The following is a 14289-nucleotide window of genomic DNA, read 5'->3' as shown; positions in this document are numbered from 1 at the left end:
AGCGAAGGGACCCCGAGCCCCAGCGAGCGGGCCGAACGTAGGAGCAAGCCTTTTGGGTTACCTTTTCGGCGTTTGGAAAAGGTGACCCGCCGTAAGGGCGGAACCCTAAGCCGCCGTTACCGCAGCAACGGATATTCACAAAGCACACCCAAAGTCTGGTCGGCCCAAAGGCCGCCAAGACACAAAAAAAAGGGCAACCGAAGTTGCCCAAAATGCCTTGCGTGCTCATCAAACCCGGAAAGACCTACTTCTTGCGCTTATTCGCATCCTTCCAGATAAAAAATCCAAACCCTGCAAAAAACAGAACCATGAGACCTACGGTCAGAACCCCGGCAAACACCACGTTATCGAAAAACATGACTGTGGCCTCCTGGCCCCTGCTTTGCTGCGATGGAGCTAAGTTAACCAATCGCGCAGGCGCAGAAATTGACCAGGATCAAGTCCGGTCAACACAGAAGGCAAAGGCGGGAAAATAACTGACCTGCATCAAAGGATGCAGGGGAAGATCAACGCTTTTTCGGTTTCTTTTTCGGCTTTTTCTGGGCTTTTCCCAACGGCATGGCTTGCTCGAAGGCCTTGCGCACTTCGTTCAGCCGCTTTTCGTTGAGATCATGCACACGCTTGGCGCGCTCGGTGCCGAGGTCGATCAGTTTTTCATCTTGGCTCATGACGTTCAGCGCATCACTTGAAGAAAACACAACTGCCGCATCAGAGGCAGGACTGCGCCAATCATGCAGCCTGACGCCAGCGCTCGACAACAATTGATGTAAACAAGCAGACTCAGATCTCGATATCGACCCACAAGCCCTGACGCGGCTGATCTTCCATCAGCGGCACCACCGGCACGGTGTTGTCGGCATTCAGCTCGGTGCCCGGCACGGCGAGGTGTTCTTCCGGATCTTCGTCGGCTTCGCGACGGCGACGATCACGCTCCTGCTGGCGACGCTGTTCTTCGCGCGCCAGCAGTCGATCCTCTTCCGGATCGCGCTTTTGCAGATCGATCGTGCTTTCGTTGGAGCTCTCCTGCACCGGCACCACCGGAGGAATGTCCGGCCGCTGGCGAATCGGATCCTGCTGGGAAGTGATCGGCACAGCGCTCAGGGGGAGCATCGGTGGCAGCATATAAAGGGTCTCCTGTCAGCAGGCTATCGGCTGCGGCAAAGGCGCCTTGAGCCATCCGTCGCAAATCTGTGACGCATTTGGCACCTGTAGGAGCTGCCGCAGGCTGCGATCTTTAATGGAACACCGTAGAACGCAAGCGTTCCCGAAGATCGAAAGATCGCAGCCTTCGGCAGCTCCTACACTCGTAAACCTTTGGTCTGGAGGCCTGCATTCCGTTAAGATAGCCCGCTTTTTCAAGGTGGGAGTCAGGCAGCATGGCGCAGCAGTATCAACCGGGGCAACGCTGGATCAGTGACAGCGAAGCAGAGCTTGGTTTAGGCACCGTTCTGGCACAGGACGGCCGCTTGTTGACCGTGCTTTACCCGGCCACTGGCGAAACCCGCCAGTACGCGCTACGGAATGCGCCCCTCACCCGCGTGCGGTTCTCGCCGGGTGACACCATTACTCACTTCGAAGGCTGGAAGATGACCGTGCGCGAAGTCGACGACGTCGACGGGCTGATGGTCTATCACGGCCTCAACGGGCAGAACGAAGCCGTCACCCTGCCGGAAACCCAGCTGTCGAACTTCATTCAGTTCCGTCTGGCCAGCGACCGTCTGTTCGCCGGGCAGATCGACCCGCTGTCGTGGTTCTCCCTGCGCTACAACACCTTGGAACACACCAGCCGCCAGTTGCAGTCCTCGCTCTGGGGCCTGGGCGGCGTGCGTGCGCAACCGATCGCGCACCAACTGCACATCGCCCGTGAAGTCGCCGACCGCATTGCGCCACGGGTTCTGCTGGCGGACGAAGTGGGTCTGGGGAAAACCATCGAAGCCGGTCTGGTGATCCATCGCCAACTGCTCTCGGGCCGCGCTAACCGTGTGCTGATCCTGGTGCCGGAAAACCTGCAGCACCAGTGGCTGGTGGAAATGCGCCGCCGTTTCAACCTGCAGGTCGCGCTGTTCGACGAAGAACGCTTCATCGAAAGCGATGCCACCAACCCGTTCGAAGACACCCAGCTGGCATTGGTTGCCCTGGAGTGGCTGGTCGAAGACGAGAAGGCGCAGGACGCCTTGTTCGCCGCCGGCTGGGATCTGATGGTGGTCGACGAAGCCCACCACCTGGTGTGGCACGAAGACAAGGCCAGCCCCGAGTACTCGCTGGTCGAACAATTGGCTGAAGTGATTCCCGGCGTGCTGCTGCTCACCGCGACCCCGGAACAACTCGGTCAGGACAGCCACTTCGCCCGTCTGCGCCTGCTCGACCCGAACCGTTTCCATGACCTGGCCGCGTTCCGCGCCGAGAGCGAGAACTATCGCCCGGTGGCCGAAGCCGTTCAGGAACTGCTCGACAAAGGGCGCCTGTCGCCTGCAGCACACAAGACCATCCACGGTTTCCTCGGCAACGAAGGCGAAGCCTTGCTGACCGCGGTCAACGATGGCGATAGCGAAGCCAGCGCGCGTCTGGTGCGCGAGCTGCTCGACCGCCACGGCACCGGCCGCGTGCTGTTCCGTAACACCCGCGCCGCGGTGCAGGGTTTCCCCGAGCGCAAACTGCACCCGTACCCGCTGCCATGCCCGGACGAATACCTCGAACTGCCGCTGGGTGATCACGCCGAGCTGTACCCGGAAGTCAGCTTCCAGGCCCAGCCGGACGCCAGCGAAGAAGAGCGCTGGTGGAAATTCGACCCGCGCGTCGAGTGGCTGATCGATCAGCTGAAAATGCTCAAGCGCACCAAAGTGCTGGTGATCTGCGCCCACGCCGAAACCGCGATGGACCTGGAAGACGCGCTGCGCGTGCGCTCCGGCATCCCGGCCACGGTGTTCCACGAAGGCATGAACATCCTTGAGCGTGACCGCGCCGCCGCCTACTTTGCCGACGAAGAGTTCGGCGCGCAGGTGCTGATCTGCTCGGAAATCGGCAGTGAAGGTCGCAACTTCCAGTTCGCCCATCACTTGGTGCTGTTCGATCTGCCGTCGCACCCGGACCTGCTTGAGCAGCGTATCGGTCGTCTCGACCGGATCGGCCAGAAGCACATCATCGAACTGCACGTGCCGTACCTGGAAACCAGCCCGCAAGAGCGCCTGTTCCAGTGGTACCACGAAGCCCTGAACGCGTTCCTCAACACCTGCCCGACCGGCAACGCCTTGCAGCATCAGTTCGGCCCGCGCCTGCTGCCGCTGCTTGAAGAAGCCGACGACGGTGAGTGGCAAGCGCTGATTGACGAAGCGCGCACCGAGCGCGAGCGTCTGGAAGCCGAGCTGCACACCGGCCGCGACCGTCTGCTGGAGCTGAACTCCGGAGGTTCGGGCGAAGGCGATCAGTTGGTCGAGGACATCCTTGAGCAAGACGATCAGTTCGCCCTGCCGATCTATATGGAAACCCTGTTCGACGCCTTCGGCATCGACAGCGAAGACCATTCGGAAAACGCCCTGATCCTCAAGCCGAGCGAGAAGATGCTCGACGCCAGCTTCCCGCTGGGCGATGACGAAGGCGTGACCATCACCTATGACCGCAACCAGGCGCTGTCGCGCGAAGACATGCAGTTCATCACCTGGGAACACCCGATGGTGCAGGGCGGCATGGACCTGGTGCTGTCCGGTTCGATGGGCAACACCGCCGTCGCCCTGATCAAGAACAAGGCGCTGAAACCGGGCACGGTGTTGCTGGAACTGCTCTACGTCAGCGAAGTGGTTGCACCGCGCTCGCTGCAACTGGGCCGCTACCTGCCGCCGGCCGCCCTGCGCTGCCTGCTCGACGCCAACGGCAACGATCTGTCGGCCCGCGTCTCGTTCGAAACCTTGAACGATCAACTGGAAAGCGTGCCACGCGCCAGCGCCAACAAGTTCATCCAGGCCCAGCGCGATCAGCTGACGCCACGGATCAACGCCGGTGAAGACAAGATCACCCCGCGTCACGCCGAGCGCGTGGCCGAGGCCCGTCGTCGTCTGGCGGCGGACACCGACGAAGAACTGGCGCGCCTGACCGCGTTGCAAGCGGTCAACCCGACTGTACGCGACAGCGAACTGGATGCGTTGCGCAAGCAGCGTGAACTGGGTCTGGCGATGCTGGATAAAGCGGCATTGCGCCTGGAAGCGATCCGGGTGCTGGTGGCGGGTTAAGTCCCCTGCTCTACCGCTATAAATGAAGAGGCCCGCAGCGATGCGGGCCTTTTTGTTTGTCTGTTATTTATCCGGTGATGCTACTGGCCCTTTCGCGAGCAGGCTCGCTCCCACAGGGATTGTGTTCACGCTGGAGATCCAATGTGGGAGCGAGCCTGCTCGCGAAGGCGGTTATGCAGTCGCCACAGAAACATCAGGCTCAACCACCGCAACCAACCCCTCCTTCATCCGCTGCGCATCGCGCACAAAACAGCGCGCCGCCAGAAACAGAAACACCATGGTCAAGAACAGCGCCACCGGAATCAGGTACATCGCGTCATGCAGCCCCACAGCCTTGAACGCCTCAGTCATCTGTTCGGCGCCTGCCGAAATCATCGCCGATTTGGCGAAATGGTCGGACAAGGCCCCCACCACCACTGGCCCCAAGCCGCCGCCGAGCAGGTACAACCCGGCAAAGAACAGCGCCATCGCCGTGGCCCGCAGGCGTGGTTCGACCACGTCCTGAATCGCCGTGTACACGCAGGTGTAGAAGTTATAGGCAAACAGCCAGCCGACGCTGAACACCGCGACGAACACGCCGATCTCGACCCGTCCGGCGTGCAGCGCCCACGCGGTGCACAGGGTCGAGATGATCAGGCTGAAGCCGGCAAACAGCAGCCGACCGTTGGCGACTCGTTGATGAATCTTGTCAGCGATCCAGCCGCCGAGGGTCAGACCGATCAACCCGGTGAAACCGACGATCACGCCGGTCGCCACCGCCGCCTCCTGCAACGGCATCAGGAAGTAGCGCTGCAGCATCGGCACCAGAAACGAGTTGCAGGCATAGGTGGCGAAGTTGAAGCACAAACCGGCCATCACCAGCCACAGGAATGTCGGCACCGCCAGCACCCGGCGGATAGGCTTGTCGACTCTCTCTTGGGACACCTGCACGGTTTCCGCCGCGCCGCGTTTGGGTTCCTTGATGAAGAACATGAACACCGCGAGGATCAGCCCCGGCACCGCCGCGATAAAGAACGGCGCGCGCCAGCTGTCGAAGGCCTTGACCATCGCGCCGATGGTGAAGAACGCCAGCAGCAGGCCCAACGGCAAGCCGAGCATGAAAATACCCATGGCCCGCGCCCGACGGTGCGCCGGGAACAGGTCACCGATCAACGAGTTGGCGGCCGGCGCGTAACTGGCCTCGCCAATGCCGATGCCCATGCGCACCAGCAGAAAACTCCAGAAACTGCCGACCAGCCCGTTGACCGCGGTCAGCGCGCTCCAGGTCGCCAGGCCCCAGCCCATCAATTTGCTGCGCGAACCGGTATCGGCCATGCGCCCCAGCGGCAGGCCGGCGATCGCATAAACCAGGGTGAACGCGGTGCCGACGATTCCCAGTTGAAAATCGCTGAGGTGCCATTCCATGCGGATCGGCTCGATGATGATCGCCGGAATGGTGCGGTCGAAGAAATTGAACAGGTTGGCAAGGAATAACAGGAACAGAATGCGCCAGGCATTCGCCGCTTGGGTCGAGTTCTGCATGGGTCCGTCTCTTTATTGTTATGTGGGCTTCACTGCCGACGCATCCGAGCCCGGAACCTGCAATCTAGACAGGCCTGCCGGGGCTGTCTGTGATCATTCGTCAGCCTGATAACGGGCCATGGCACTGTAACGAAACGTAAGCCCTTGATAACACTGAAATCCCCTATAAACCGGGGGTTTCGCGGCAAAACCCGGCTACAAAAAAATACTTTCGCGCCCCCCTTCCCAAGTTCATGGCGAAGCCTAGAATAGCCGCCGGATCCGTCCGGATTCGCCGATCAACCCCTTTGATACCCTCCCCATGTCCGAAGTCAGTCCGTGTCTGAATTGCGGTGCCTGCTGTTCCCATTTTCGCGTGTCTTTTTTCTGGGGTGAATGCGCCTCCTCCGGCGGTACGGTGCCCGATGAACTGGTGACGCAGATCAGTCCCAGTCGGGTAGCGATGAACGGCACCGACTGCAAATCGCCGCGGTGTACGGCGTTGATCGGTGAAGTGGGCAGTAACGTGCAGTGCTCGATTTACGAGCAACGCTCCAGTCCCTGCCGCGAATTCGATGCTTCCTGGGAATACGGCGAACAGAATGTCGATTGCGACAAGGCGCGCGCCCGCTTCGGCTTGCCGCCGCTCGAACCGGAATGGAATCAGATCCCTTACGACCAAACCGCCTGATGGTTTAGCGCCAATCGCTATAAGGCTCATGCCGAAATGGTTGGCGCCAATGTGCCACTACCGCTTGCATGGCAAAAACCGCCTCTATACTCCTCTCATTCGCCTGCGTTGCTGACGCAGCAGGGACGACTTCACAGACGGGGATGCTATGGAGTGGCTTGGTTTGCAGTTTGTTACCGAGCTGCCGCAGAGCGGGCAGGTCATTCTCGATTGCACACACAATCCCTTGCTGGTGCTGGTGGCCTATCTGGTCGCCTGCGCCGCGAGTTTTGCCACCCTCGACATGGCCGAGCGGGTTGGCCACGCCGAAGATCCGGGATCGCAACGGGTCTGGCGCTGGATCGGCGCCACCTGCCTGGCTGGCGGCATCTGGGCCATGCACTTCATCGCCATGCTGGCATTCCAGGCGCCGCTGGAAATCCATTACGAACTGGCCACCACTCTGTTTTCCCTGGTGATCGCCCTGCTCGCCTCATGGCTGGCGATGCACACCCTGAGCGTGCCTCAACCCTCGCTGATGCAATACCTGAAAACCGCCATCGTTATTGGCCTGGGCATCGCCGGCATGCATTACGTCGGCATGGCGGCGATGCACTCGGTGGCCACTGCGTATTACCAACCGCTGCTGTTCTGCCTGTCGATCGTGATTGCCATCGGCGCCAGCTTCGCCGCGCTGTGGGTCGCCGGTTATCTGCGTGAAGGCAGCGGCCGTTTTCATCAGTTGCTCAAATACACCGCCGCAGTGATCCTCGGCGCCGGCATCATCAGCATGCACTTCACCGGCATGGCCGCGTTGCATCTGGTGGTGCCCGAGGGCGCAGTGCCGCCCCTGAATGGCGAAACCAATTACCTGCAACTGGGCCTGACCGTCGCATTGATCATCCTGCTGATTCTCGGCAGCGCGATCAGCGCGGCACTCGCCGACAAGAAACTGCAGAACAAGGAGCAGGATCTGCGCCGGGTCAACGCCCTGCTCGGCCAGCTCGATCAGGCGCGGATGTCATTGCAGCAAGTGGCCAATTACGACGCGCTGACCAACCTGATCAACCGCCGCGGTTTCAACCAGCTTTTCGCCGAGAAACTCAACCAGAAAACCAGCGAGGGCGGCATGCTCGCGGTGATGTTTCTCGACATCGACCACTTCAAGCGAATCAACGACAGCCTCGGCCATGACGCCGGCGACGCCCTGCTCAAAGTCATCGCCAATCACATCAAAGGCTCGGTGCGCAGCCATGAAGACGTGGTCGCCCGCTTCGGCGGTGACGAGTTCTGCATCCTGATCAGCCTGCGTGAACGTGAGGAAGCGCGCAACATGGCGCAACGGATCATGCTGAAAATGAAGGAGCCGATCGAACTGGCCGGCCGCCGTATGGTGATGACCACCAGCATCGGCATTAGCCTGTTCCCCGACGACGGCACCACCTGCGAAGAACTGCTCAAGCACGCGGATCTGGCGCTGTATCAATCCAAGGGCGCCGGGCGTAACGGCCTGCATTTTTTCAGTGCCAACATGAAGACCCGCGCCAGCCTCGAACTGCAACTGGAAGAAGAACTGCGCCAGGCCCTGCGCGAAGAAAACGGGCTGACGCTGTATTACCAACCGATCTTCGAACTGAAAACCGGTCGAGTGACCAAACTCGAAGCGCTGATCCGCTGGCAGCATCCGGTGCATGGCTTGCTGGCCCCGGATCGCTTCATCGCGATCGCCGAAACCAATGGCCTGATCGCCGAACTGGATAACTGGGTGTTGCGCCGGGCCTGCACTGACCTTGGCGAACTGACGCGGCATGGCTGCAACGACCTGAAAATCGCCTGGAACTGCTCGCCGCTCAACCTTGCCCGGGAAGAGCTGGCCGATGAGATCGAAAGCGCACTGCGCAGCGCTGGCGTTGCGCCGGAACGGCTGGAACTGGAAGTCACCGAAAACGCGCTGATGGGCAACATCGCCAACACCCTGGTGCTACTGCGGCAGATCCGCGCCCTCGGGGTGTCGCTGTCGATCGACGACTTCGGCACTGGCTATTCGTCGCTGGCCTACCTCAAGCGCCTGCCGCTCAATACGCTGAAAATCGACCGTTCCTTCATCCTCGACATTCCCACGGCGACCGCCGACATGGAGATCGTCCAGGCGATCATCGTCATGGCCCACACCCTGCATTTGCAGGTGGTGACCGAAGGCGTGGAGAGCCTGGAACAGTACGAATTCCTCGAGCGCTCAGGCTGCGATTTCATTCAGGGCTACCTGCTCAGCCGCCCGGTGCCGCTGGACGAGTTACGCCCGGTGCTGGAAGAAATCAATCAGCGCAAACACTCGCATGCAGTCAATCCGTTGAGTCTGGCGCGCGGTACATTTGTACCAGTGTCGCTGGATCCTTCTGCAAAAAGCCCTGCGCCCCATGCAGGCGCATCAATTGTGCGGCCAATCCGCTGATCGGCGTGGCCGAGCCTTGTTCGCGGGAGAATTTCACTGCGGTATCGAGGTCCTTGAGCAGCGTGCGCACGTGCCATTTCACCGGTTCAAAACGGCTCTCGGCCATTTGCGGGGCGAGGATCTGCAACGGTTTCGAATCGGCAAAACCACCGGCCAGCGCTTCGGCAATCAGGCTCGCATCGACTCCGGCCTGTTCGGCCAGCGCCACTACTTCGGCGATCACCAGCGCATTACAGGCGACGATCATCTGGTTGCAAGCCTTGGTGACCTGCCCGGCGCCGATGCCACCCATGTGCGTGACCCGTTGACCAAGGTTGAGCAGCACCGGGTGCACCCGCTCCAGATCCGCCACCGCGCCGCCGACCATGATCGCCAGACTGCCGGCCTCGGCACCCACCACGCCGCCGGACACCGGTGAGTCGAGCCAGCTCATCCCGGTCTTGTCGGCCAACTCGGTTGCCATCTCGCGGGTAGCGGTCGGTTCGAGGCTGGAAAAGTCCACCAGCAACTGGCCGCTTTTCGCACCTTCAGCGACACCCCCGGCGCCAAACACCACCTCGCGCACCACCGCCGTGTCGGCCAGACAGAGCATCACCACGTCCGCGTGTTCGCACAGTTCAGCGGGGCTTGCCACCTGCCGGGCGCCGGCTTCGACCAGTGGCGCGCACTTGGCCGGGTTGCGATTCCACACGGTCAACGGGTAGCCGGCAGCCAGCAAACGGCGGCACATCGGCAGGCCCATCAGGCCGATTCCGGCAAAACCCAACGAAGGGAGCGTTGACATCATTTCGCCTCTTTTTGATTAAAGATCACTGAATAATGGCCGATTCATGAGCGATCAGGAAAGGATTCCCCCGTGCGACGATCAGGCCAAGCCCCTGACGCCCGGGCCAAATTCGCGCAATAAAAGACGCGAGATCTTATTCCGTGAGGCTCGCTGACACTGGTCAGCGGACCAACCAGTCCAGGTATATGGCGCACAATGACTTCTAAAAACAATCCCGCCACTGCGGTATCCGATCTGACCCTGAGCCCTGCCGCAAACAGCCCGTCATCATCGAAGCCATTGCCTCCCTCGCGCCCGCTGGGCACTCAGCAATATCTGTACTACACCGAAACCAACACCGACCGCATCCTCGACAACCTCGATGGCCTGCGTGATCTGGTGTTCCCGCGTCCACCGCATCTGGAAGGCGACAACGAACAGCACAACGATCAGGAGTTTCCGTCGGTGTGCCTGATCGGCCTCGGTCGCTGCGGCTCGAACATCGCACTCGACGTCGCGGAGCTGGTGTACAACGCGCGCAAGTTCTACCTCAACGAATTCAACAACGAAGACCGCGCTGCTGACCGCCGTCTGGCCGACAAGGGCTACAGCCCGGCGCAGTGGATCAAAAACAACCTGCGGATCGGCACCAACAAGTCGAGCAAACCGGTGTTCCTCGTCGAACCGCTGGTGATGCTCGGCGACCTCGACAAGGACATCGCCGGGCGCATCCGCTTCTCGCGCAAGGGCGAGAAAAGCGGCTTCCTGCGCGATTACAGCAAAATGAAGATCATGGACTTGTCCGAAGTCCACGCCGGTGGCGCCGGTAACGCGCCGATCCTCGGCCAGTATCTGGCGAAGATCATCCTCAACAAGGACACCCAACGCTTCTCCAGCCCTGACTGGAAAATGATCCACTCGTACCTGATCGACAGCTGCGGCATCAAAGCCAACCAGTCGCGCCTGTACTTCTCGATCTTCAGTGCCGGCGGCGGTACCGGTTCGGGCATGGCCTCGGAATTCGGCCTGGCCCAGCAGCACTCGTACATGAACAAGACGTTCGACACCAAGCCGATGGACGAACACGACGGCAAGAGCGGACATTCGTTCGTGTTCGAGCCGATCTTCACCAGCGGCATCTGCGTGCTGCCGAACATTTCCGATCACCGCAGTGAAATGTCCGAGGCGCTGCACATCAACGCCGGACGCCTGCTGTGCAAATACCTGTCGGAGGAATGGGATTTCTCCTACAACTTCGCCAATGAAGACAGCAGCGAAGCCAGCGTCATGGGCCGTATCCGCCCATGGAACGCGATGATGCTGATCTCCAACGACATCATGCGTTACGCCGAAGAGAGCGATGACGGCAACATCCAGAACATTGATGTCAATGCGATGGAGAAGCACGCCAACCAGTACATCTCGCAGCAGATTTTCAACATTCTGACGGCGCAGGCGGTGACCACCGACTACGACCAGAACTACTTCCGCCGCGCCGGCATCGACATCGGCGAAACCATTCGCCTGGATGCCAACGACCTGTTCATGAGTCTGGCCGGCCCGGTGGCGATTGCCTACGCCGAATCGGTGGTGCCGGAAACCCCGCCGCCGAGCAGCGACAAGTTCAAGGTGTTCGACAAAGAGCCACAGCGCCTGAACATCGACGACCTGTTCTTCCGCTCGATCGACCTGCCGCACTTCAACAAGGTCACCCAGGCCATCGAAGGCATCAGCCTGCTGCCGATCGAATCCAAGCGCTATCGCGCCTCGCTCGAGCAGTACAAGAATTCCGGCTACGACGCCGCGGCGCTGCACGACCTGCACTTCTTCAAGAACTGCTCGTCGGTGGTCTCGATCGTCTCGTTGCCCAAAGACTACAAACTGTCGTACATGGACCTGAACCGGTTGAAGACCCACCTCAACAGCCTGTTCCCCAACACCACGCTCAAGCGTTATGCGCTGGTGATCGGTGCCTCGGCCAACCTGTCGCTGACCACCCTGATCGCCAAGAGCCCGTGCCTGTCGGACGACTTCCTGACGTTGATCGTGGCGTTCATCAAGCGCTGCTTCGCCAAGACCCCGTTCCGTTTTGACGAGACTTTGGACAACTCGATCCTCGACTTCATCATTAATGAAGAGTTCGACGAAGACCGCATCGACGATCTGCTCAACGAGTTCGAGAACCCGGCGAAGATCCTCGACACCAACTGGTACGCGATCAAGCCGATGTACGAGAAGAAGTACCGCGAGCTGATCAACGACAAGGACAAGTTCGTCTCGATCAACGACATTCGCCTGTCGCGCGATTGCGTGAAGAAGTCGATCAAGTACCTGCGCGAGATCTACCGTCACCGGATCGGCAAGACCAAGGTTATTTCGCTGAATAACCATACGGGCAAGACTTACTCGGTCTGATCCCAGACCGAGTTGTCCTACTCGCGAGCAGGCTCACTCCTACAGTTGAAATGCGTTCCCCTGTAGGAGTGAGCCTGCTCGCGATGGGGCCCTCAAATTCCCTGAAAATCTCAGCCCTTCCAATATCCAGAAACAATTAAGCAGCCCTCAGGCTGCTCAATAAACTGTTCCCGTTACGTTTACGTCACCGTGAGGCCACCCACGCTTGTGGCCTTTCTCTACGGCAACGTGCCATCACGCTACTCGGCTACACACTTTTCGCCGCTGGCCAGGCGCACCATAAAGGTGCACAGCCTCAGATGGCCGCCCTTTCCTGGATCATAATCCACGGACTCACCACCACCGCCCACAGCTGTGGATCACGCTCGAAAATATCCAGCGCCCGCGTTTCAGACAGCTTGGCGACCTTGTCCTCGGCCAGCCAGGCGGCGACTTTCTCGCCATCATCCGAGGCCACGGCCTCGGCGGCGGCGATCAAATCCAGAGCCGGGTCGACCCACAATAGGGCACCCTTGGCGAAGAACGGCTCCAGCTCTTTCCAGGTAATAGATGCGGTTTCACCAAGCAGCTTGGCATAGAGGGTGCTAGGTTCTTGATTCATGGGACTGTCCGGAAAAGAAATCGACGCGAATGATAACGTCGGTGGTCCGGCAGAAAAACCCGGTTGCAAATGGCTTCACCGAACGAAAAGAGCAGGAACGCCAAGGAATGCTGGTGTTTGGGATATATGCCCGCGAAAACCCCGCCGCAATTCTGTCTTTTTCATTCAAAAATGCGACACCCCCAAGTTTTGTCCCTCGGCGCCTGCTTCCCAGGCCAACAACCGGCGCTCTACACTGTACCGGTACAGTTGCCGGGGGCATTTCCGGAGGGTATCGCAAAGATATCTGACCCGGTTCTGCTGCTACGGCGCCAGAACTCAAAAAAATTACAACAGTAAGAGTGGAGCACTATGACTAAGGCTACTAAGCAGATTTCCAAACTGTTTGCCGCTATGGTTCTGGCCGGGGTTGCCAGCCATTCGTTCGCCGCTGACACCATCAAGATCGGTATCGCCGGCCCTAAAACCGGTCCTGTAGCCCAATACGGCGACATGCAGTTCAGTGGCGCGAAAATGGCCATCGAGCAGATCAACGCCAAGGGCGGCGTCGACGGCAAGAAACTCGAAGCCGTTGAATACGATGACGCGTGCGATCCGAAACAAGCGGTAGCGGTGGCGAACAAGGTCGTCAACGACGGCGTCAAGTTCGTGGTCGGTCACCTGTGCTCCAGCTCCACTCAGCCTGCTTCGGACATCTACGAAGACGAAGGCGTCGTGATGATCACCCCGGCTGCCACCAGCCCGGACATTACCGCCCGTGGTTACAAAATGGTCTTCCGTACCATCGGTCTGGACAGCGCCCAGGGCCCTGCCGCCGGTAACTACATCGCCGACCACGTGAAGCCGAAAATCGTCGCCGTACTGCACGACAAGCAGCAATACGGTGAAGGCATCGCCACCGCCGTCAAGGCGACTCTTGAGAAGAAAGGCGTGAAAGTCGCTGTGTTCGAAGGCGTCAACGCCGGCGACAAAGACTTCTCCTCGATGATCGCCAAGCTCAAACAAGCCAACGTCGACTTCGTCTACTACGGCGGCTACCACCCGGAGCTGGGTCTGATCCTGCGTCAATCCCAGGAAAAAGGCCTGAAAGCCAAGTTCATGGGTCCGGAAGGCGTGGGTAACGACTCCATTTCGCAGATCGCCAAAGAGTCCTCCGAAGGCCTGCTGGTGACCCTGCCGAAATCCTTCGACCAGGATCCCGCCAACGTTGCCCTGGCTGATGCCTTCAAGGCGAAGAAAGAAGACCCGAGCGGCCCGTTCGTGTTCCCTTCCTACTCGGCGGTTGAAGTGATTGCCGAAGGCATCAAGGCAGCCAAATCCGAAGACGCGGCCAAAGTGGCCGAAGCCATCCACGCCGGCACCTTCAAGACCCCTACCGGCGACCTGAGCTTCGACGCCAAGGGCGACCTGAAGGACTTCAAATTTGTGGTTTACGAGTGGCACTTCGGCAAACCGAAAACTGAAGTTTCGCCTCAGTAAGGCGCGCCCTGACTGACTGCCAATAAAGCCCACGGCGTGCCGTGGGCTTTGTTTTACGAATGTATGGGCCGCGCTGGCGTGATCCGCCAGTCTCCCCACCTGAAAATCTCAAAACCGTCATCAGCGGTTCGCTGGCAAAACCCGGATTCGAAGTGGATAAAGATCCACGGGGCCGGGCGGGAA

General features: G+C 59.9%; 11 protein-coding genes. 5 read left to right on the top strand and 6 right to left on the bottom strand.

The window, feature by feature from the left end; all coding sequences use genetic code 11:
- Positions 1–244: 244 nt before the first annotated feature.
- From ccoM to CRO59_RS04350, 3 genes are all read right to left on the bottom strand, one after another.
- A complete protein-coding gene (gene ccoM, locus CRO59_RS29110) occupies positions 245–358 on the bottom strand; it encodes a cytochrome c oxidase subunit CcoM (RefSeq protein WP_003222396.1) in 114 nt (37 codons plus the stop codon).
- Positions 359–506: 148 nt separating this feature from the next.
- A complete protein-coding gene (locus CRO59_RS28720; RefSeq protein WP_096797040.1) occupies positions 507–668 on the bottom strand; it encodes a hypothetical protein in 162 nt (53 codons plus the stop codon).
- Between the two features lie 112 nt (positions 669–780).
- Entirely contained in the window at positions 781–1122 is a 342-nt protein-coding gene (locus tag CRO59_RS04350) for a hypothetical protein (protein ID WP_003222394.1), read from the bottom strand.
- 254 nt (positions 1123–1376) lie between these two features.
- Between CRO59_RS04350 and rapA the strand changes: the two genes are divergently transcribed.
- Positions 1377–4223 (top strand): RNA polymerase-associated protein RapA, encoded by a 2847-nt coding sequence (gene rapA / locus CRO59_RS04345; RefSeq protein ID WP_097086592.1) that lies wholly within the window; start codon positions 1377–1379, stop codon positions 4221–4223.
- Between the two features lie 171 nt (positions 4224–4394).
- Here rapA and CRO59_RS04340 read toward each other — a convergent pair whose 3' ends face one another.
- The gene (locus CRO59_RS04340; RefSeq protein WP_097086590.1) at positions 4395–5744 is read right to left on the bottom strand and encodes an MFS transporter; all 1350 of its coding nucleotides are present in this window, start codon (positions 5742–5744) and stop codon (positions 4395–4397) included.
- Positions 5745–6045: 301 nt separating this feature from the next.
- On the opposite strand from CRO59_RS04340, the gene CRO59_RS04335 reads away from it, so the two are divergent.
- Both CRO59_RS04335 and CRO59_RS04330 read left to right on the top strand, forming a co-directional pair.
- Positions 6046–6414, top strand: a complete 369-nt coding sequence (locus CRO59_RS04335; RefSeq protein ID WP_027614387.1) for a YkgJ family cysteine cluster protein — start codon at positions 6046–6048, stop codon at positions 6412–6414.
- A 148-nt stretch (positions 6415–6562) separates the two neighbouring features.
- Positions 6563–8845 carry a bifunctional diguanylate cyclase/phosphodiesterase gene (locus tag CRO59_RS04330; RefSeq protein ID WP_097086588.1) on the top strand — a complete coding sequence of 761 codons (2283 nt, stop codon included), beginning with the start codon at positions 6563–6565 and terminating at the stop codon, positions 8843–8845.
- Here the strand turns inward: CRO59_RS04330 and CRO59_RS04325 are convergent.
- Complete coding sequence (locus CRO59_RS04325) at positions 8736–9632, bottom strand: NAD(P)-dependent oxidoreductase (RefSeq protein WP_177408940.1); 897 nt, start codon at positions 9630–9632, stop codon at positions 8736–8738. The genes CRO59_RS04330 and CRO59_RS04325 overlap by 110 nt on opposite strands.
- A gap of 195 nt (positions 9633–9827) precedes the next feature.
- Here CRO59_RS04325 and CRO59_RS04320 point away from each other — a divergent pair, with 195 nt between their 5' ends.
- The gene (locus tag CRO59_RS04320; RefSeq protein ID WP_097086586.1) at positions 9828–12026 is read left to right on the top strand and encodes a hypothetical protein; all 2199 of its coding nucleotides are present in this window, start codon (positions 9828–9830) and stop codon (positions 12024–12026) included.
- Positions 12027–12321: 295 nt separating this feature from the next.
- Here the strand turns inward: CRO59_RS04320 and CRO59_RS04315 are convergent, their stop codons facing one another.
- The gene (locus tag CRO59_RS04315) at positions 12322–12627 is read right to left on the bottom strand and encodes a DUF2288 domain-containing protein (RefSeq protein WP_097086583.1); all 306 of its coding nucleotides are present in this window, start codon (positions 12625–12627) and stop codon (positions 12322–12324) included.
- Between the two features lie 351 nt (positions 12628–12978).
- Here CRO59_RS04315 and CRO59_RS04310 point away from each other — a divergent pair, with 351 nt between their 5' ends.
- Positions 12979–14106 (top strand): branched-chain amino acid ABC transporter substrate-binding protein, encoded by a 1128-nt coding sequence (locus CRO59_RS04310; RefSeq protein ID WP_047292128.1) that lies wholly within the window; start codon positions 12979–12981, stop codon positions 14104–14106.
- Positions 14107–14289 lie beyond the last annotated feature (183 nt).

It is taken from the genome of Pseudomonas sp. LAMO17WK12:I5 (assembly GCF_900215165.1).
GTDB lineage: Bacteria > Pseudomonadota > Gammaproteobacteria > Pseudomonadales > Pseudomonadaceae > Aquipseudomonas > Aquipseudomonas putida_A.
Note: the sequence above shows the minus strand (reverse complement) of the source record. Positions and strands in the feature narration are given on the sequence as shown.

Coding starts and splice junctions, on each gene's coding strand:
- CRO59_RS28720 (WP_096797040.1), bottom strand. CDS start 668: ATGAGCCAAGATGAAAAACTGATCGACCTCGGCACCGAGCGCGCCAAG.
- CRO59_RS04315 (WP_097086583.1), bottom strand. CDS start 12,627: ATGAATCAAGAACCTAGCACCCTCTATGCCAAGCTGCTTGGTGAAACC.
- CRO59_RS04330 (WP_097086588.1), top strand. CDS start 6,563: ATGGAGTGGCTTGGTTTGCAGTTTGTTACCGAGCTGCCGCAGAGCGGG.
- CRO59_RS04320 (WP_097086586.1), top strand. CDS start 9,828: ATGACTTCTAAAAACAATCCCGCCACTGCGGTATCCGATCTGACCCTG.
- rapA (WP_097086592.1), top strand. CDS start 1,377: ATGGCGCAGCAGTATCAACCGGGGCAACGCTGGATCAGTGACAGCGAA.
- ccoM (WP_003222396.1), bottom strand. CDS start 358: ATGTTTTTCGATAACGTGGTGTTTGCCGGGGTTCTGACCGTAGGTCTC.
- CRO59_RS04335 (WP_027614387.1), top strand. CDS start 6,046: ATGTCCGAAGTCAGTCCGTGTCTGAATTGCGGTGCCTGCTGTTCCCAT.
- CRO59_RS04340 (WP_097086590.1), bottom strand. CDS start 5,744: ATGCAGAACTCGACCCAAGCGGCGAATGCCTGGCGCATTCTGTTCCTG.
- CRO59_RS04325 (WP_177408940.1), bottom strand. CDS start 9,632: ATGATGTCAACGCTCCCTTCGTTGGGTTTTGCCGGAATCGGCCTGATG.
- CRO59_RS04350 (WP_003222394.1), bottom strand. CDS start 1,122: ATGCTGCCACCGATGCTCCCCCTGAGCGCTGTGCCGATCACTTCCCAG.
- CRO59_RS04310 (WP_047292128.1), top strand. CDS start 12,979: ATGACTAAGGCTACTAAGCAGATTTCCAAACTGTTTGCCGCTATGGTT.